This window comes from Aquincola tertiaricarbonis, from assembly GCF_023573145.1.
In the GTDB taxonomy this organism is placed as follows: Bacteria; Pseudomonadota; Gammaproteobacteria; order Burkholderiales; family Burkholderiaceae_C; genus Aquincola; species Aquincola tertiaricarbonis_B.
This window is the reverse complement of the sequence record NZ_CP097635.1, coordinates 1272977-1291294: the sequence shown is the minus strand read 5'-3', so window position 1 is coordinate 1291294 and position 18318 is coordinate 1272977. Positions and strand designations below refer to the sequence as shown.

The window sequence follows — 18318 nt, the reverse complement described above, 5'->3', positions numbered from 1 at the left end:
CTCCTAGGGGTTTACAGGGCGCCCTTGGCGCGCAGGTCGGCGACGACCTGGTCGATACCGACCTTGTCGATCAGCCGCAGAGCCGCGTTGGAAATGCGCAGGCGCACCCAACGGTTCTCGGTTTCAAGCCAGAAGCGGCGGTACTGCAGGTTCGGCAGCCAGCGACGCTTGGTCTTGTTGTTGGCGTGGGAAACATTGTTTCCCGTCATCGGGCCCTTGCCCGTTACTTGACAGACGCGTGCCATGACGACGCTTCTCCGTTAAATGTGCGGTTCAGCCGAGGATCCGGCAAAGACCGCGAGTATAGCACGCTTACGCGGACTGCTCCAAGAAGCGTTGTGCGTCCAGCGCAGCCATGCAGCCGGTGCCCGCGCTGGTGATGGCCTGGCGGTAGATGTGGTCCTGCACGTCGCCGGCCGCGAACACACCCGGCACGGTGGTCATCGTGGCAAAGCCTTCCAGGCCCGAGCGGGTGACGATGTAGCCGTCCTTCATCTCGATCTGGCCCTTGAAGATGTCGGTGTTGGGCTGGTGGCCGATGGCGATGAAGCAGCCCTTGACCGGCAGGTCGCGGGTGCTGCCATCTTCGGTGCTGCGCAGGCGCACGCCGGTCACGCCGGTGTTGTCGCCCAGCACTTCGTCCAGCTGCTGGAACAGGTGCAGCTCCATCTTGCCGGCCGCCACCTTCTCCATCAGCTTGTCCACCAGGATGGCCTCGGCGCGGAACTTGTCGCGGCGGTGGATCAGGTGCACCTTGGTCGCGATGTTGGACAGGTACAGCGCCTCTTCCACGGCGGTGTTGCCGCCGCCCACCACGCACACTTCCTGGCCGCGGTAGAAGAAGCCGTCGCAGGTGGCGCAGCCGCTGACGCCGCGGCCCATGAAGGTCTGCTCGCTGGGCAGGCCCAGGTACTTGGCGCTGGCGCCGGTGGCGATGATCAGCGTGTCGCAGGTGTAGGTGCCGTTGTCACCCTTGAGCGTGAACGGGCGCTGCGAGAGCTCCACCTCGTTGATGTGGTCGAACACGATCTGCGTGTTGAAGCGCTCGGCATGCTGCTGGAAGCGCTGCATCAGGTCCGGGCCCATGACGCCGGCCACGTCGGCGGGCCAGTTGTCCACCTCGGTGGTGGTCATCAGCTGGCCGCCCTGGGCCATGCCGGTGATCAGCATGGGCTTGAGGTTGGCGCGGGCGGCGTAGATGGCGGCGGTGTAGCCGGCAGGGCCGGAACCCAGGATCAGCACCTGGGCGTGGTTCGTGTTGGCAGTCATGGAGCTTTCCGGGTAACGCAGATGTCAGCGCGGGACGGGCGCGGGCCGTTGTAGGGCGCCGCCGTCAGTGTGTCATGGGGGTGCGCGTGCCCTTGCGCAAGCTTGTCAATGGGCACAATAGTGAAATTGTAGGCAGCCCCTCAACCCCATAGCGTCGCACGCCGATAAGTAACAACCACCGACGCAGGAGTCCGCCCATGTCCATGCTCTCGAACTTAGATCTGATCCGCCGTGTGCCGCTCTTCTCGCTGCTGACGAATGAGCAGGCCCAGGCCATTGCCGACAGTGTGGTCAAGCGCCGCTTCCGCCGCGGCGAACTGGTGGTGGAACAGGGCCGCAAGAGCAATGCGCTGTTCATCCTGCTCAACGGCCGCGCCCGCGTGCTCACGGCCGATCAGCGCGGCCGCGAGGTGATCCTGGCGGTGCTGGAGGCGGGCGACTACGTGGGTGAGATGAGCCTGATCGACAACGAGCCGCATTCGGCCACGGTGCGCGCCGAGATCCAGACCGACATGCTGATCCTGGGCCGGGCCGAATTCGCGCGCTGCCTGCCCGAAAACTCCAGCCTGGCCTACGCCATCATGCGCGGCCTGGTGCAGCGCCTGCGAAGCGCCGACCGGCAGATCGAGTCGCTGGCGCTGCTGGACGTGTACGGCCGTGTGGCGCGCACGCTGCTGGAGATGGCCGAAGACGTCAACGGCGTCCAACTGATTCGCAACAAGGTGTCTCGCCAGGACATGGCCAAGGTGGTCGGTGCCTCGCGCGAGATGGTCAGCCGCGTGATGAAGGATCTCGAGGAGCGCGGCGTGATCGAGACCCAGGAAAACGGCTCGGTCATCATCCGCGAAGCCGCCAAGCAGCAGTGATCACGGGCGCTTGGCGCCGCGGCGCGATGCGCCACAATCCCGGCCCATGACGTTTCCGTTAGGGTCCCTGCGCACCGAACCCGGTGCGGCAACCACCCGCGGCTCGGCCCGCGCGGCCGCCGCTTCCGCTTCTTCTTCCAAGGCCGCCGCTGCAGGCGGCGAGGCCGTCGCCAACCGCGAGGTCAGCCTGCGCCTGCGCCTGCAGCTGATGCTCATCGTCGGTGGCGTGCTGTGGCTGCTGGGCGTGCTGGCCCTGGTCACGCACCACCCGGCCGATCCGGGCTTTTCCACCTCCGGCACCGGTGGTCCGCTGAACAACAAGGTGGGCCTGCTGGGTGCCTGGGCTTCTGACTGCGCGCTGTACCTGTTCGGGCATTCGGTGTGGTGGCTGCCGCTGGTGGCCGCGCGCGCCTGGCTGGCGGCGCTGCTGCGCGGTCTGCGCGGCCAGGTCGATCCGCCCGAAGGCCGGGCCCGCTTCTGGGTGGGCCTGGCGCTGCTGATGGCTGCCAGCACCGCGCTGGAATGGACGCGGCTCTACCGCTTCGAGGATTCGCTGCCCGGCCCGGCGGGCGGCGTGATCGGCTTCCTGCTGGGCCCCCTGTCGATGAAGTGGCTGGGCTTTGCCGGCTCCGGTGTGCTGTGGATCGCGGCGCTGGTGGGCGGCATGGCACTGGCCATGCGCTTTTCGTGGCTGCGCGTGGCCGAGCGCCTGGGCACCCTGATCGAAAGCCTGCGGGTGCGCCAGCAGGTGCGGCGCGAGCGCGCCGAAGACCAGCGCATCGGCGAGCAGGCCCAGCGTGAGCGCGACGAGACGGTGGAGGTCGAGCGCCAGGTGGTGGAAGACCACGCGCCCATCCTGATCGAGCCCACGATGGTGGAGGTGCCCAAGAGCACCCGCGTGGCCAAGGAGCGGCAGAAGCCGCTGTTCCGCGAGCTGAGCGACACCAAGCTGCCGCAGGTCGACCTGCTGGACGCCGCGCCCGGCCGCATGGAAACCGTGACGCCCGAGACGCTGGAGATGACCAGCCGCATGATCGAGAAGAAGTTGAAGGACTTCGGCGTCGAGGTGCGGGTGGTGGCAGCCTCGCCGGGCCCGGTGATCACCCGCTACGAGATCGAGCCGGCCACCGGCGTCAAGGGCTCGCAGGTGGTCAACCTGGCCAAGGACCTGGCGCGTTCGCTCAGCCTGGTCAGCATCCGCGTGGTCGAGACCATCCCGGGCAAGAACTACATGGCGCTGGAGCTGCCCAACGCCAAGCGCCAGACCATCCGGCTGGCCGAGATCCTGGGCTCGCAGGTGTATGCCGATGCCGCTTCGCAGCTGACCATGGGCCTGGGCAAGGACATCATCGGCGCGCCGGTGGTGGCCGACCTGGCCAAGATGCCGCACTGCCTGGTGGCCGGCACCACCGGCTCGGGCAAGTCGGTGGGCATCAACGCGATGATCCTCAGCCTGCTGTACAAGGCCGAGGCGCGCGACGTGCGCCTGATCCTGATCGACCCGAAGATGCTCGAGATGAGCGTCTACGAAGGCATCCCCCACCTGCTGTGCCCGGTGGTGACGGACATGAAGCAGGCCGGCAACGCGCTCAACTGGTGTGTGGCCGAGATGGAGCGCCGCTACAAGCTGATGAGCAAGCTGGGCGTGCGCAACATGGCCGGCTACAACAAGAAGATCGACGAGGCCACCGCCGCCGGCGAGAAGATCGGCAACCCCTTCAGCCTGACGCCGGAAGAGCCGGAGCCGCTGGAGCGGCTGCCGTACATCGTGGTGGTGATCGACGAGCTGGCCGACCTGATGATGGTGGTGGGCAAAAAGATCGAGGAGCTGATCGCCCGCCTGGCGCAGAAGGCGCGCGCCGCCGGCATCCACCTGATCCTGGCCACGCAGCGTCCGTCGGTGGACGTGATCACCGGCCTGATCAAGGCCAACATCCCCACCCGCCTGAGCTTCCAGGTCAGCAGCAAGATCGACAGCCGCACCATCCTCGACCAGATGGGCGCCGAGGCGCTGCTGGGCATGGGCGACATGCTCTACATGCCCAGCGGCACCGGCCTGCCGATCCGCGTGCACGGCGCCTTCGTCAGCGACGACGAAGTGCACCGCGTGGTCGAGTACCTCAAGAGCCAGGGCGAGCCCAACTACATCGAAGGCCTGTTGGAAGGCGGCACGCTGGAAGGTGGCGAAGACGGCGAGCCGCCCGCGCCCGGCGAAGCCAATGGCGAGGCCGACCCGATGTACGACCAGGCGGTGGCCATCGTGCTGCAGCACAAGCGCGCCTCCATCTCGCTGGTGCAGCGGCACCTGCGCATCGGTTACAACCGCGCCGCCCGCCTGCTGGAACAAATGGAGAAGTCGGGCCTCGTATCCAGCATGGCCACCAACGGCAACCGGGACCTGCTGGTGCCGCGCCGCGAAGAATGACGAAGACGATGTTGCGAACCCTGATGGCGCCGGTGGCAGCGCTGGTGCTGAGCGTGGCCACCACCGTGGCCCATGCCGATGCGGTGGACACCCTGCGCGAGTTCGTGCGCGATGTGAAGAGCGGCCGCGCCGCCTTCACCCAGACGGTGACCTCGCCCGATGGCGCGAAGAAGAAGACGTCCAGCGGCCGCTTCGAGTTCTCGCGGCCCGACCGCTTCCGCTTCGCCTATGCCAAGCCCTTCGAGCAGTTGATCGTGGGCGATGGCAAGCAGGTGTGGCTGCACGACGTGGACCTCAACCAGGTCAGCGTGCGCCCGATGTCGGCCGCGCTGGGCGCCACGCCGGCGGCGCTGCTGGCCGGCAAGTCGCTGGACACCGACTTCGACCTGAGCGCGCAGCCCAGCGCCAACGGCCTGGACTGGGCGCTGGCCCAGCCCAAGCAGAAGGACGGCGCCTTCCAGTCGCTGCGGGTGGGTTTCCGCGGCAAGACGCTGGCGACGGTGGAGATCGTCGACGGCTTCGGCCAGCGCTCGGTGCTGCAGTTCGACGGCTTCGAGACCAACGTCGCGCTGCCGGAGGACACCTTCCGCTTCACCGCGCCCAAGGGCGCGGAGGTGCTGCGGCAGCCTTAGCGCTTAATCGAACAGGCCCATGTCGGGGCTGCTCATCAGGCGCTCGATGTCCATGACGATGAGCATGCGCTCCGCATCGCCCATGGTCACGCTGCCCAGGCCGTGGATGTAGCTGGCGTCGATCATCGAGTTGAACTCCGGCGCCGGCTGGATGCGCTCGGGCGGCATCTCCAGCACGTCGCTCACCGCATCCACCACGATGCCCACCGTGCGGTTGGCGATGTTGAGGATGATGACGACGGTGAACTCGTTGATCTCGGCATTTTCAAGGCCGAAGCGCGCACGCAGGTCGATGATCGGCACGATCACGCCACGCAGGTTGACCACGCCCTTGAAGAAGTGCGGCGCATGCGCAATGCGGGTGGGCGGCTCATAGCCGCGGATCTCCTGCACCTTCAGGATGTCGATGCCGTACTCCTCCGCGCCGAGCTTGAAGGACAGCACTTCACGGGGCGCGCCGGTCGCCTCGACGGCGGCAACGGCTTGGGATTCGTCGGGGGTGGTGACGCTCATGGACGACCTCACTGGCGGTAACGCAGCCAGTGTGGCCCCGAGCGCCGGGAGCGAAGGGCCGAATAGCGCGGGGAAAGGCCGCCACAATCCATGCAATGACCGAGTCGCTGTTCGACGACCTGCCCGCGCCGCCGCCCGCCGGCGCGCCGGCCAAGACCCCCAAGACCCAGGCGGCGCCCGCCGGCCCCGTGCCGCTGGCCGAGCGCCTGCGACCGCGGACGCTGGACGAGGTGATCGGCCAGCGCCACCTGCTGGGCCCCGGCAAGCCGCTGCGCATCGCCTTCGAGACCGGGCGCCTGCATTCGATGATCCTGTGGGGCCCGCCAGGGGTGGGCAAGACCACGCTGGCGCGGCTGATGGCCGGCGCCTTCGATGCGCAGTTCATCGTGCTGTCGGCGGTGCTGGGCGGCGTCAAGGACATCCGCGAGGCGGTGAACCGCGCCCAGGTGGCCCGCGGCCAGGGCCGCGCCAGCGTGGTGTTCGTGGACGAGGTGCACCGCTTCAACAAGGGTCAGCAGGACGCCTTCCTGCCGCATGTGGAAGCGGGGCTCTTCACCTTCATCGGCGCCACCACCGAGAACCCCAGCTTCGAGGTCAACTCGGCGCTGCTGTCGCGCGCCACGGTGCATGTGCTCAAGGCGCTGGACGCCGAGGACATGGCCGCGCTGATCGAGCGCGCGCGGCAGGAGCTGCAGGCGCCGCCGATGAGCGACGCCGCGCGCGACCGCCTGGTGGGCTATGCCGACGGCGATGCCCGCCGGTTGCTCAACGCCTATGACAACCTGGTGAGCCTGGCCGGCCCGGTGGCGGAGCTGGACGAGGCCGCGCTGGAAAAGTCGCTGGGTGAGCAACTGCGCCGCTACGACAAGGGCGGCGAGCAGTTCTACGACACGATCTCGGCGCTGCACAAGTCGGTGCGTGGCTCCGACCCCGACGCTGCGCTGTACTGGCTGGCCCGCATGCTCGACGGCGGCGTGGATCCGCGTTACGTGATCCGGCGGGTGGTGCGCATGGCCAGCGAGGACATCGGCCTGGCCGATCCACGTGCGCTGCGGCTGGCGCTGGACGCCGCCGACACCTACGAGCGGCTGGGCTCGCCGGAAGGCGAGCTGACCATCGCGCAGTGCGTCGTCTACCTCGCGATGGCGCCCAAATCCAACGCGGTGTACAGCGCCTGGAACACCGCCCGCGCCTTCGTCAAGCGCGACGGCACGCGGCCCGTGCCGCTGCACCTGCGCAACGCGCCCACCAAGCTGATGAAGGAACTGGATTACGGCCGCGACTATCGCTATGCCCACAACGAGGCCGGCGGCTTCGCGGCCGGCGAGAGCTACCTGCCCGAGGGCATGGCGCCGCCCGGCTTCTACCAGCCGGTGCCGCGCGGTCTGGAGCTGCGCATCGGCGAACGCCTGGCCGAGCTGCGGCGGCTGAACGACGAAGCCCGCGCCGCACCGCCCGAGGAATGACGGTTCAGCCGCCGGGCCGCCCCCAAGGCTGAACGCGCCCCCTTGGGGGGCCGCGAGTGCAGCGAGCTGGGGGCGCAACGTAGGCAAGCGGGTGTGCAAGCTCGGCATGAAGCCATGCTGTCCACGCGCTGTGCAGACGGGTTACTACCCGCCGCGCCCCAAAAACGGGCACCTACAATCCGCGCCGCCAGCGTGACAGACGAGTGGTGCAGGGCGCAGCAAGGCACACACGGCCGAATTCTTGCTACCGCCTGAACAAGAGCAGCGCCTTCCCATGAGGAGGCGCGGCACGGGACCTACCGGAGGCTACTTTCCCAATGGATATCTTCTTTCAACAGATCATCAATGGTCTGGTGCTCGGCAGCATGTACGCGCTGGTGGCACTGGGCTACACGATGGTCTACGGCATCATCAACCTGATAAATTTCGCGCACGGGGAAGTGTTGATGGTGGGCGCGCTCACCAGCTGGACCGTCGTCACCGCCCTGGCCGACAGCGGCCTGCCGGGCTGGGCCCTGCTGCTGATCGCGCTGCCCTGTGCCATCGTCGTCTGCGCGGCGCTCAACTTCACGATCGAAAAACTCGCCTACCGGCCGCTGCGCAATGCGCCGCGCCTGGCCCCGCTGATCACCGCCATGGGCATGAGCCTGCTGCTGCAGACCCTGGCCATGATCATCTGGAAGCCCAATCCCAAGCCCTTCCCGCTGCTGCTGCCCACCGACCCGATCGACCTCGGCGGCGCCGTCATCAGCGTCACCCAGATCCTGATCCTGGTCACCACCGGCATCATCCTGCTGGCCCTGCTGTGGCTGGTGAACAAGACCAAGCTCGGCCGCGCGATGCGCGCCACCGCCGAGAACCCGCGCGTCGCCTCGCTGATGGGCGTGCGGCCCGACATGGTCATTTCGGCCACCTTCATCATCGGCGCAGCGCTGGCCGCCATCGCCGGCCTGATGTGGGCGCTCAACTACGGCACGGTGCAGCACTCGATGGGTTTCCTGCCCGGCCTCAAGGCCTTCACCGCCGCGGTGATGGGCGGCATCGGCAACCTGACCGGTGCCATGGTGGGTGGCGTGCTGCTGGGCCTGATCGAGGCCATCGGCGCCGGCTACCTGGGTGAGCTGACCGGCGGCGTGCTGGGCAGCCATTACGCCGACATCTTTGCGTTCATCGCCCTGATCCTCGTGCTGACGCTGCGCCCCTCGGGCCTGCTGGGCGAGCGCGTGGCCGACCGTGCCTGACGCGAGAACAAGCACATGAAGAACAAGATCGTCCTCTTCCTGATCGCGGCCGCGTTCCTGATCGCGCTGCCGATCTTCGCCGGCCAGTTCGGCGCCGGCTGGGTGCGCATCATGGCCTCGGCCCTGTTGTACGTGCTGCTGGCCCTGGGCCTGAACATCGTGGTGGGCTATGCCGGCCTGCTCGACCTGGGCTTCGTCGCCTTTTATGCAGTGGGCGCGTACATGTTCGCGCTGCTGGCTTCGCCGCACCTGTCCGAAACCTTCGAGGGTTTCAAGGCGATGTTCCCCGACGGCCTGCACACGCCGATCTGGCTGGTGGTGCCCCTGGCGGCGCTGTTGGCTGCCATCGCGGGCGTGATGCTGGGCACCCCGGTGCTCAAGCTGCGCGGCGACTACCTGGCCATCGTCACGCTGGGCTTCGGTGAAATCATCCGCGTCTTCATGAACAACATGGAGCACCCGGTCAACATCACCAACGGCCCGCGCGGCCTGGACCGCATCGACTCGATGCGCATCTTCGGCTTCGACTTCGGCAAGTCGCTGCAGATCGGCGACTTCACCATCCCGTCGGTCACGCTGTACTACTACCTGTTCCTGCTGCTGGTGGTGGTCAGCGTCGTCATCTGCCACCGGCTAGAAACCTCGCGCATCGGCCGCGCCTGGATGGCCATCCGGGAGGACGAGATCGCCGCCAAGGCCATGGGCATCAACACCCGCAACATGAAGCTGCTGGCCTTTGCCATGGGCGCCAGCTTCGGCGGCGTGTCGGGCTCCATGTTCGCGGCCTTCCAGGGCTTCGTCTCGCCCGAGTCGTTCAGCCTGATGGAAAGCGTGATGATCGTGGCCATGATCGTGCTGGGTGGCCTGGGCCACCTGCCGGGCGTGATCCTGGGTGCGGTGATGCTGGCCGCGCTGCCCGAAGTGCTGCGCTACGTGGCCGGGCCGCTGCAGCAGATCACCGGTGGCCGGCTCGACGCCGCCATCCTGCGCCAGCTGCTGATCGCCTCCGCCATGATCATCATCATGCTGGTTCGTCCCCGCGGCCTGTGGCCCTCGCCGGAACACGGCAAGGCAGCCCCGAACCCGATCAAGGCCTGAGGACAAGGACAACACCAACATGAGCAACCCCGTACTCGAAGTCAGCGGTGTGTCCAAGCGCTTCGGCGGCCTGCAGGCGCTGTCGGACGTGGGCATCACCATCCAGCCGGGCCAGGTGTATGGGCTGATTGGCCCCAACGGCGCCGGCAAGACCACCTTCTTCAACGTGCTCACCGGGCTGTACACGCCCGATTCCGGCACCTTCAAATTGGGCGGCGCCACCTACCAGCCCACTGCGGTGCATGAAGTGGCCAAGGCCGGCATCGCGCGCACGTTCCAGAACATCCGCCTCTTCGCCGAGATGACGGCGCTGGAAAACGTGATGGTGGGCCGCCATGTGCGTACCAAGTCCGGCCTGGGCGGCGCGGTGTTCCGCACTGGCAGCTTCAAGCGTGAAGAGCGAGAGATCACCGACCGCGCGCGCGAACTGCTGGACTACGTGGGCGTGGGCCGCTACGCCGACTACAAGGCACGCACGCTGAGCTACGGCGACCAGCGCCGCCTGGAGATCGCCCGCGCCCTGGCCACCGACCCCAAGCTCATCGCGCTGGACGAGCCGGCCGCCGGCATGAACGCGACCGAGAAGGTCACGCTGCGCGAGCTGATCAACCAGATCCGTGAAGACGGCCGCACCATCCTGCTGATCGAGCACGACGTGAAGCTGGTGATGGGCCTGTGCGACCGGCTGACCGTGCTCGACTACGGCAAGCAGATCGCCGAAGGCACGCCGGCCGAGGTGCAGAAGAACGAGAAGGTGATCGAGGCTTACCTCGGCGCCGGCCACGCCGCCCACTGACACGGAGCCCACGATGACGAAGAAAACGCTGCTCCAGGTCAAGGGGCTGAAGGTGGCCTATGGCGGCATCCAGGCCGTCAAGGGTGTGAACTTTGAGGTCGCCGAAGGCGAACTGGTGAGCCTGATCGGCGCCAACGGCGCGGGCAAGACCACCACGCTGAAGGCGGTCACCGGCATCCAGCCGGTGGGTGCGGGCGACATCCTGTACCTGGGCAAGTCGATCCAGGGCCAGGGCCCGTGGGACCTGGTCAAGCAGGGGCTGGTGATGGTGCCGGAAGGCCGGGGCACCTTCACCCGCATGACGATCACCGAAAACCTGCAGATGGGCGCCTTCATCCGCAACGACCGCGAGATCGAGGCCGACATCGACAAGGTGTTCACCACCTTCCCGCGCCTGAAGGAGCGCCGCAACCAGCTGGCCGGCACCATGTCGGGCGGTGAGCAGCAGATGCTGGCCATGGGCCGTGCGCTGATGGCCCGCCCCAAGGTGTTGCTGCTGGACGAGCCTTCGATGGGTCTGTCGCCCATCATGGTCGACAAGATCTTCGAGGTGGTGGAAACCATCCACAAGCAGGGCGTCACCATCCTGCTGGTCGAGCAGAACGCCAGCCGCGCGCTGTCGCTGGCCGACCGCGGCTACGTGATGGACTCGGGCGAAGTGACGATGAGCGGCGAAGCCAAGGCGCTGCTGAACGACCCGAAGGTGCGGGCGGCTTATCTGGGCGAATGAGCTTGGCGGCTGCTGGCTGTGGCAGATGGGTGGAAACACCCCTTCGTAGTGTTGGGCTGTTTGCTCCGGGCCGTGCGGGTGGGCCCGGGGGCTTAGCTTCCGCGGTCCGCGCGTAGCGCGAACTGCCCTGCGCTACTCGGGAGGGTGGCCCGCGGCCGAACTCGCTACGTTCGCTGACGCTCACTGCGCTCGAACAGCGACCGCGAGTCAGTGCACGAAGCGCGCTGCGCGCGCGGCCACCCACCCTGCGTTGCTCGGCGCTCCAGATGCGCCCCCGGACCCACCCGCACGGCCCTGCGCAAAGGTCCACCGCTGGCGCATTGCGTTTCGGCTCGCGCTGCGCGCATCGCACGCGTACCGTGCATGGGCCGTGCTACGGGCGCAGCGTCCATTTCCTTTCCACGCGACGAAGGGCTGGCACCCGCCAGTCCGAGCCGTGCGGTGGGTGGGGGGCGGTGGGGCGATTTCTGGGGTGGCGAGGAGCGCAGCGGCGAGGTCGGCGCGCGTGAGCGCGCTTCGTGAACTGACTCGCGGTGGTTGTCCGAGCGCAGTGAGCGACAGCGAACGTAGCGAGTTCCACCGCGCGACCTCGACGCGAGCACCGCAGCGGAGTCGGCCCGCAGGGCCGACCGCCCCAGCATGAGCCCCGCCGCCCCCCGCCCACCGCACGGCGGCCGAACAAGAACAGCCCTGCGGCCTCGCACAAAAAACAAGGCCGACAAGCCGCTCAATCCACCGTCGCCCCAGAAGCCTTCACCACCTTCTCGTACTTCGCCAGCTCCGCCTTCACGAACGCCGCGAACTGCGGCGGCGTGGTCGGCGAGGCCTCCGCCATCAGGGCTGCCAGCCGGGCCTTGACCTCGGGCTGACCCATCGCGTCGATGAAGGCGCGGTTCATCCGCTGCAGCACGTCCGCCGGCAGGCCGGCAGGGCCGAAGAGGCCGAACCAGGTGTTGATGTCGAAGCGGCCCAGGCCCAGCTCGCGGCCCTCTTCGGCCACGGTCGGCACCTCGGGCATCGCGCTGGCGCGCTTGGCGGTGGTCACCGCCAGCGCCTTGAGCTTGCCCGCGCGGATGTTGGTGGATGCCGTGGCCAGGTTGTCGAAGTTCAGGTCCACCTCGCCCGACAGCAGCGCCAGCTGCGCTGGGTTGCCGCCCGCGTAGGGGATGTGGACCATGAACAGGCCCGCCTGCGACTTGAACATCTCGCCCGCCAGATGGCCGGCGCTGCCATTGCCGCCCGAGCCGTAGTTCAGCTTGCCCGGGTTGCGCTTGGCATAGCCGATCAGGTCGCGCAGGTTCTGGATCTTCAGCTTGGCCGCCGTCTCGGCATTCATCACCAGCACGTTGGGCACCTGGGCCACCAGCGTGACCGGCGTGAAGTCGCGGATCGGGTCGTACGGCATCTTGCGGTACAGCCACGGGTTGATGGCGTGCGTGGCCACCGCACCGATGCCGATGGTGCGGCCATCGGGCGCCGCTTTGGCCACCTGGTCGGCGCCGAGGTTGCCGCCAGCGCCGGGACGGTTGTCGACGATGACCTGGCCCAGCGAGCCGTGCACCGCCTGCGCCAGCGCGCGGGCGATCACGTCCAGCGGGCCGCCCGGCGGATAAGGCACCACCAGGCGGATGACCTGGTTGGACTGGGCCAGCACGGCCGGTGCGCCGGCCAGGCCGGCGGTGCCCGCAAGGGCGCTCAGGAGCTTGAGGGAAGTACGGCGTTTCATCGGGCGCGAGCCTAACCCAGCGGGCGCCGGCGCGGCAGCAGGCGCGTATCCGGCGCCCGGGTGCGGGCTGTCAATCCCCTCCAAAGCATGAACGAGGCTGTGCTTTATTCCCGCAATGAGCGGGATAGTTCGCGCACAGGGAGCGCAACACAATTCTTTGCAAATTCCAGCCGCGTCGCGGCGCAAGCACAGGAGAGAGCGTCATGAAGACCACCCCCCCGGCCTCCCGGCCCTTCGCCCAGCTGGGCCGCATGCTGCTGCTGTCGGGCAGCGCCACGCTGCTGCTGGCGGGCTGCGTGTCCACCCAGCCGGAAGTGGGCGGTGGCTCCAAATCCGCCGTCACCGGTGCCGCCGGCGGCGCCACCACCGCCAACGCCAACAGCAGCCTCGAGAAGTGCGACCAGTCGCTGGGCACGCTGGCGGTGGTGGAAGACCAGAACGCCACCTGGTACCAGTACCTGCGCAACTACAAGCTGGGCTCCACCGTGCCGGTCATCCGCATGATGATCCAGCAGAGCAACTGCTTCGTGGTGGTGGAGCGTGGCGCCGCGATGAACAACATGAACACCGAACGCGCGCTGCGCGATTCGGGCGAGATGCGCAACAACAGCAATTTCGGCAAGGGCCAGATGGTGGCGGCCGACTACACGATGAGCCCCAGCATCCAGTTCAGCCAGAACACCGGCGGCATGGGCGGCGCGCTGGGCGGCTTCAGCGGCGGGCTGGGCATCCTGGGGGCGGTGGCCGGCGGGCTCAAGACCAACGAGGCGGCCACCACGCTGATCATGATCGACAACCGCTCGGGCGTGCAGCTGGCCGCGGCCGAGGGCACAGCCAAGAACACCGACTTCAACCTGATGGGCGGCCTGTTCGGCGGCGCCATCGGTGGCGGTGCCAGCGGCTACGCCAATTCGCCCGAGGGCAAGATCATCATCGCGGCCTTCGCCGACTCGTACAACCAGCTGGTGAAGGCGGTGCGCAACTACCAGGCACAAACCGTCAAGGGCGGCCTGGGCACCGGCGGCACGCTGGGCGTGCAGGGCGGCAGCACGGCGGCCTCGCAGGAGGTGGACGCCGCGGCCAAGCCGGCGCCGGCCAGCACCCGCAAGCCGGCCCCGGTGAAAAAGGCCACCACGCCGGCCAGCAAGTGACGGTCGTTCAGCCGCCGTGCTTGTCGGCCTCGCTGGTGAAGGCGTCGGCGTAGAACTCGTCTTCGGGCAGCCGGCACTGGGCCACCAGGTCGCGCTGCGCCGACTCCACCATCACCGGCGCGCCGCAGGCATACACCTGCCAGCCTGAGAGGTCGGGCAGGTCGGCCATCACCGCCTGGTGCACGAAGCCGGTGCGGCCGGTCCAGCCGTCTTCCGGCTTGGCATCGCTGAGCACCGGGATGTACTGCAGCTGGGGCAGCGTGGCGGCGGCCTCTTCGGCCCATTCGTGCAGGTACAGGTCGGCGCGGCTGCGGCAGCCCCAGTACAGCTTGACCTGGCGCTGGATGCCCTTGGCCCGCATCAGCTCGATGATGGCCTTGATGGGCGCAAAGCCGGTGCCCGAGGCCAGCAGCACCATCGGCTTCTCGCTGTCTTCGCGCAGGAAGAAGCTGCCGAACGGCCCTTCGACGCGCAGGATCTCGCGTTCCTTCATCGCCCCGAACACATGGTCGGTGAACTTGCCGCCCGGCAGGTGGCGCAGGTGCAGCTCGATGCTGCCGGCCGGCGGCGGTGCATCGCCGGTGGTGGGCGGCGGCGTCAGCGGTGCATTGGCCATGCTGTAGCTGCGGCGCGAGCCGTCACGCAGGATGAACTCCACGTACTGGCCGGCGTGGTACTGGAAGGCCACGTTGGCCGGCAGCTGCAGCCGCATCAGCATCACGTCGGGCGCCACCTTCTGCAGGCTGCTCACGCGGGCGGGCATCTTCAGCACCGGGTATTCGCCGGCGCCGGGCACGGTGCGCGCCTCGATCACGCAGTCGGTTTGCGGCGTGGCGCAGCAGGGCAGGATCAGGCCGTCCTCTTCCTCGGCGGGCGACAAGGCCTTGCTCTGGTGGGCGCCGTGGATCACCCGGCCTTCCACCAGCCGGCTCTTGCAGGAGCCGCAGGCGCCGTCCTTGCAGCCATAGGGCAGGCCGATGCCGGCGCTGATGGCAGCGGCCAGGATGGTGTCGTCACGCGGCACGTCGAAGGACACGCCGGCCGGCTGCACGGTGATGGAAAAAGTCATGATGGAATGAGAAGGCAAGAAGGGCGCGGCCGATGACGGGCGCAGGGCGGATTGTGCCCCGGCCCCGTGCCGCAGGCCGGCCGGCACAGCGCCCCTGACCCGCCTCATCCCATGGAGTTGTCGTGCACCCAGCCCGTCGTCCTGAACTGCTCATCGTCGGTTGCGGCGACGTCGGCCTGCGTGTGCTGCGCCTGCTGGCTGGCCGCTGGCGGGTGGCAGCGCTCACGTCGCAGCCCACGCGCTGCGCTGAGCTGCGCGCCGCGGGCGCGGTGCCGGTGGTGGGCAACCTGGACGATGCCGCCAGCCTGCGCCGCATCGCCGCGCTGGCGCCGCGGGTGCTGCACCTGGCGCCGCCGGCCAACGAGGGCGAGACCGACCGCCGCACTGCCCACCTGCTGGCCGCGCTGGCGCGCGGCGGTGCCACGCGGCGGCTGGTGTACATGAGCACCAGCGGCGTGTACGGCGATGCCGGCGGCGCCCGCTTCGACGAAACCCGGCTGCCGCAACCCGCCACCGCCCGCGGCCGCCGGCGGGTGGACGCGGAGCGCCAGGTGCGTGTCTTTGGCCGCGCCACGGGCGCCACCGTATGCGTGCTGCGCGTGCCCGGCATCTATGCACTCGACCGCCCCGGCGGCGACCCGCGCGAGCGGGTGCGCCGCGGCACACCGGTGCTGGCGCAGGCGGACGACGTGTACACCAACCACATCCAGGCCGACGACCTGGCGCGGGCCTGCGTGGCGGCGCTGCTGCGTGGCGCGCCGCAGCGCGTGTACCACGCCAGCGACGACACCGAGCTGAAGATGGGCGACTACTTCGACCGGGTGGCCGAGCTGCATGGCCTGCCGCGGCCACCGCGGCTGACGCGCGAACAGGCCGCGCAGGCGCTGTCGCCGATGCAGATGAGCTTTCTGTCCGAATCGCGCCGGCTAGACAACCGCCGGCTCAAGACCGAGCTGCGCCTGCGGCTGCACCACCCGACGGTGGAACACGGCTTGATGCCGACGGCTTGACGCCGCGCTGCAGCCGCACCACGGCCAGCTGCAGCATGCGCGCATCGTTGCTGGCCCGGTGGCGCGTCACACGCAGTTCTTCTGCCACGCTGCGCAGCGCTTCGTCGAACGAGTTGGTCTGGTCTTCGTCCAGCAGCGTGCGCACATGCTCCAGCTTGAAGGCCGGCCGCAGGCCGGCGGCCTCGAACAGCGTGGCCAGCCAGGCGTAGTCGTGGGCCCAGGCATCGGTGTAGACGGTGCGGCCGGCCAGTTCGCGGTTGAGCAGTTCGGCCACGGCGCGGGCACTGCGGCCGTGCAGCACGGCCGTCTCGCGCGAGATGCCGTGCAGGCTCTGGGCACTGTCGTCCCAGTGTGTCCATTCGGGTTGCGGGCGGATCAGCGTGCACAGCGCGCGGCCATCGGGCAGGGCCACGCCCACTTCCACCGGATAGCTGTGGCGGCCGAAGCCGGAGGCTTCCATGTCCAGCACGCACGGTGCATCGGCAAGGGTTTCGGTCGCGGTCATGCCCGAGCATAGGGCCGTGTAACCAGCGCGACAAGGCGTGCAGGGAAAGAGCCGATGACCCGCCCGCCCCGCTGCGGTAAACCCCGAGGCCTGCCCACACAAGGAGCCGCTCCGATGACCGAGACCGTTGCCGTCCGACCGCACCACGCCATCTGGCCCCGCCGCCTGCCGCGTGAACTGGCCGTTCCGCGCACGTCGCTGTGGTTCAACCTGGAGGTGTCGGCCCGCCGCTTTCCCGACAAGGCGGCCTACCTGTACCTGGGCCAGCCGATGACCTTCCGCCAGCTGCAGCAGCGGGCCGAGGCGTTTGCCGGCTGGCTGCAGAGCCGCGGCGTGGGCAAGGGCGACCGGGTGCTGCTGTACATGCAGAACTGCCCGCAGTTCATCGTCGCCTTCTATGCCGTCGTGCGCGCCAATGCGGTGGTGGTGCCGGTGAACCCGATGAACCGTGCCGACGAGTTCGGCCACTACATCACCGACCCCGACGCGCGGGTCGTCATCACCACGGCCGACCTGGCCGGCATCGTCGACCAGGCCAACCAGGCCCTGCCGGAGGCGCAGCGCCTGCGCCATGTGCTGGTCACCCGCTTTGCCGATGCGATGCAGGAAGGCGGCATACCGGCCGACGAGGCGCCCTCGGCACCGCTGCAGCAGTGGCTGACGGCCGAGCACCCCGCGCTGCCCGGCCATGAGCGCTGGCCGGCAGCGCTGGCCGAAGGCCATGTGCCCGGCCCGCACACCGCCGAGCCCGACGACCTGGTGCTGCTGCCCTACACCTCGGGCACCACCGGCCTGCCCAAGGGCTGCCTGCACACCCACATGACGCTGATGCCCAACATCGTCGGTGGTGCGGTGTGGGGCCTGGCCAGCCCCGAGACGGTGAGCCTGGGCGTGGTGCCCTTCTTCCACATCACCGGCATGCTGTACGGGGTGCTGAGCCCCGTCTACACCGCCAGCACCGTGGTCATCATGCCGCGCTGGGACCGCGAGCTGGCGGGGCGGCTGATCTCACGCCACCGGGTGACGCACTGGACCTGCATCCCCACGATGATCATCGACCTGTTCGGCAGCCCCAACTACCGCAGCTTCGACCTCACCAGCCTCACCTACCTGTCGGGCGGCGGCGCGGCCATGCCGGCCGCGGTGGCCGAGCGGCTGAAGACCGAGTTCGGCCTGACCTTCGCCGAGGGCTACGGGCTCACCGAAACCGCGGCGCCCACGCATGCCAACCCGCCGGAGCGGGCCAAGCTGCAGTGCCTGGGCATTCCGCTCTTCGGCACCGACAGCCGGGTGATCGACCCCGACACGCTGAAGGAAGTGCCGGTGGGCGAAGTGGGTGAGATCGTGACCCATGGGCCGATGGTGTTCAAGGGCTACTGGAAGCACCCCGATGCCACCGCCCGCGCCTTCATCGAGATCGAAGGCAAGTCCTTCTTCCGCACCGGTGACCTGGGCCGCATGGACGAAGAGGGCTACTTCTTCATCACCGACCGGCTCAAGCGGATGATCAACGCCAGCGGCTTCAAGGTGTGGCCCAGCGAGGTGGAGCTGCTGCTGTTCAAGTGCCCGGCGGTCCAGGAAGCCTGCGTCATCAGCACCAAGGACGCCTACCGCGGCGAAAGCGTCAAGGCCGTGGTGGTGCTGCGCGCAGAGGCGCGCGGCCACACGCGTGAGCAGGACATCATCGACTGGGCCCGCGAGCACATGGCCGCCTACAAGGTGCCGCGCGTGGTGGAGTTCGTCGAGGCGCTGCCCAAGAGCGGCTCGGGCAAGGTGATGTGGCGGCTGCTGCAGGACCAGGAGCCGCAGAAGGCCTGAGGA

General features: G+C 68.5%; 17 protein-coding genes. 11 read left to right on the top strand and 6 right to left on the bottom strand.

Features of this window, described 5'->3' with window-relative positions; translation table 11 throughout:
- Window positions 1–11 precede the first annotated feature (11 nt).
- Both rpmB and trxB read right to left on the bottom strand, forming a co-directional pair.
- Entirely contained in the window at window positions 12–245 is a 234-nt protein-coding gene (rpmB, locus tag MW290_RS06000; protein ID WP_046113739.1) for a 50S ribosomal protein L28, read from the bottom strand.
- A gap of 67 nt (window positions 246–312) precedes the next feature.
- Window positions 313–1269, bottom strand: a complete 957-nt coding sequence (trxB, locus tag MW290_RS05995) for a thioredoxin-disulfide reductase (protein ID WP_250196351.1) — start codon at window positions 1267–1269, stop codon at window positions 313–315.
- A gap of 197 nt (window positions 1270–1466) precedes the next feature.
- On the opposite strand from trxB, the gene MW290_RS05990 reads away from it, so the two are divergent.
- The 3 genes from MW290_RS05990 to lolA are packed head-to-tail and all read left to right on the top strand — an operon-like array spanning window position 1467 to window position 5192.
- Entirely contained in the window at window positions 1467–2135 is a 669-nt protein-coding gene (locus tag MW290_RS05990; RefSeq protein WP_250196350.1) for a Crp/Fnr family transcriptional regulator, read from the top strand.
- Between the two features lie 46 nt (window positions 2136–2181).
- Window positions 2182–4560 carry a DNA translocase FtsK gene (locus MW290_RS05985; protein ID WP_375142814.1) on the top strand — a complete coding sequence of 793 codons (2379 nt, stop codon included), beginning with the start codon at window positions 2182–2184 and terminating at the stop codon, window positions 4558–4560.
- 8 nt (window positions 4561–4568) lie between these two features.
- The gene (gene lolA, locus MW290_RS05980) at window positions 4569–5192 is read left to right on the top strand and encodes an outer membrane lipoprotein periplasmic chaperone LolA (RefSeq protein WP_375142813.1); all 624 of its coding nucleotides are present in this window, start codon (window positions 4569–4571) and stop codon (window positions 5190–5192) included.
- A 3-nt stretch (window positions 5193–5195) separates the two neighbouring features.
- On the opposite strand, the gene MW290_RS05975 is transcribed toward lolA, so the two are convergent.
- Window positions 5196–5705 (bottom strand): chemotaxis protein CheW, encoded by a 510-nt coding sequence (locus tag MW290_RS05975; protein ID WP_250196349.1) that lies wholly within the window; start codon window positions 5703–5705, stop codon window positions 5196–5198.
- 95 nt (window positions 5706–5800) lie between these two features.
- Between MW290_RS05975 and MW290_RS05970 the strand changes: the two genes are divergently transcribed.
- From MW290_RS05970 to MW290_RS05950, 5 genes are all read left to right on the top strand, one after another.
- The gene (locus MW290_RS05970) at window positions 5801–7171 is read left to right on the top strand and encodes a replication-associated recombination protein A (RefSeq protein ID WP_250196348.1); all 1371 of its coding nucleotides are present in this window, start codon (window positions 5801–5803) and stop codon (window positions 7169–7171) included.
- A gap of 317 nt (window positions 7172–7488) precedes the next feature.
- Window positions 7489–8412, top strand: a complete 924-nt coding sequence (locus MW290_RS05965; RefSeq protein ID WP_250196347.1) for a branched-chain amino acid ABC transporter permease — start codon at window positions 7489–7491, stop codon at window positions 8410–8412.
- A 15-nt stretch (window positions 8413–8427) separates the two neighbouring features.
- Complete coding sequence (locus tag MW290_RS05960) at window positions 8428–9510, top strand: ABC transporter permease subunit (RefSeq protein ID WP_250196346.1); 1083 nt, start codon at window positions 8428–8430, stop codon at window positions 9508–9510.
- Window positions 9511–9529: 19 nt separating this feature from the next.
- Window positions 9530–10306: an ABC transporter ATP-binding protein gene (locus MW290_RS05955; protein WP_250196345.1), complete on the top strand. Its 777-nt coding sequence runs from the start codon at window positions 9530–9532 to the stop codon at window positions 10304–10306.
- Window positions 10307–10319: 13 nt separating this feature from the next.
- The gene (locus MW290_RS05950; protein WP_250196344.1) at window positions 10320–11036 is read left to right on the top strand and encodes an ABC transporter ATP-binding protein; all 717 of its coding nucleotides are present in this window, start codon (window positions 10320–10322) and stop codon (window positions 11034–11036) included.
- A gap of 727 nt (window positions 11037–11763) precedes the next feature.
- Here MW290_RS05950 and MW290_RS05945 read toward each other — a convergent pair.
- Complete coding sequence (locus tag MW290_RS05945; RefSeq protein ID WP_250196343.1) at window positions 11764–12762, bottom strand: Bug family tripartite tricarboxylate transporter substrate binding protein; 999 nt, start codon at window positions 12760–12762, stop codon at window positions 11764–11766.
- Between the two features lie 203 nt (window positions 12763–12965).
- Between MW290_RS05945 and MW290_RS05940 the strand changes: the two genes are divergently transcribed.
- On the top strand, window positions 12966–13913 hold the full coding sequence (locus tag MW290_RS05940; protein ID WP_250196342.1) for a CsgG/HfaB family protein: 948 nt from the start codon (window positions 12966–12968) through the stop codon (window positions 13911–13913).
- Window positions 13914–13920: 7 nt separating this feature from the next.
- Here MW290_RS05940 and MW290_RS05935 read toward each other — a convergent pair whose 3' ends face one another.
- Window positions 13921–14982, bottom strand: a complete 1062-nt coding sequence (locus tag MW290_RS05935; protein WP_250196341.1) for a CDP-6-deoxy-delta-3,4-glucoseen reductase — start codon at window positions 14980–14982, stop codon at window positions 13921–13923.
- A 122-nt stretch (window positions 14983–15104) separates the two neighbouring features.
- Between MW290_RS05935 and MW290_RS05930 the strand changes: the two genes are divergently transcribed.
- Window positions 15105–15992 carry an SDR family oxidoreductase gene (locus MW290_RS05930; RefSeq protein ID WP_250196340.1) on the top strand — a complete coding sequence of 296 codons (888 nt, stop codon included), beginning with the start codon at window positions 15105–15107 and terminating at the stop codon, window positions 15990–15992.
- On the opposite strand, the gene MW290_RS05925 is transcribed toward MW290_RS05930, so the two are convergent.
- Complete coding sequence (locus tag MW290_RS05925) at window positions 15925–16497, bottom strand: 3'-5' exonuclease (protein WP_250196339.1); 573 nt, start codon at window positions 16495–16497, stop codon at window positions 15925–15927. The genes MW290_RS05930 and MW290_RS05925 overlap by 68 nt on opposite strands.
- A gap of 114 nt (window positions 16498–16611) precedes the next feature.
- Here MW290_RS05925 and MW290_RS05920 point away from each other — a divergent pair, with 114 nt between their 5' ends.
- Complete coding sequence (locus tag MW290_RS05920; protein ID WP_250196338.1) at window positions 16612–18315, top strand: long-chain fatty acid--CoA ligase; 1704 nt, start codon at window positions 16612–16614, stop codon at window positions 18313–18315.
- The last annotated feature ends 3 nt before the right edge of the window (window positions 18316–18318 follow it).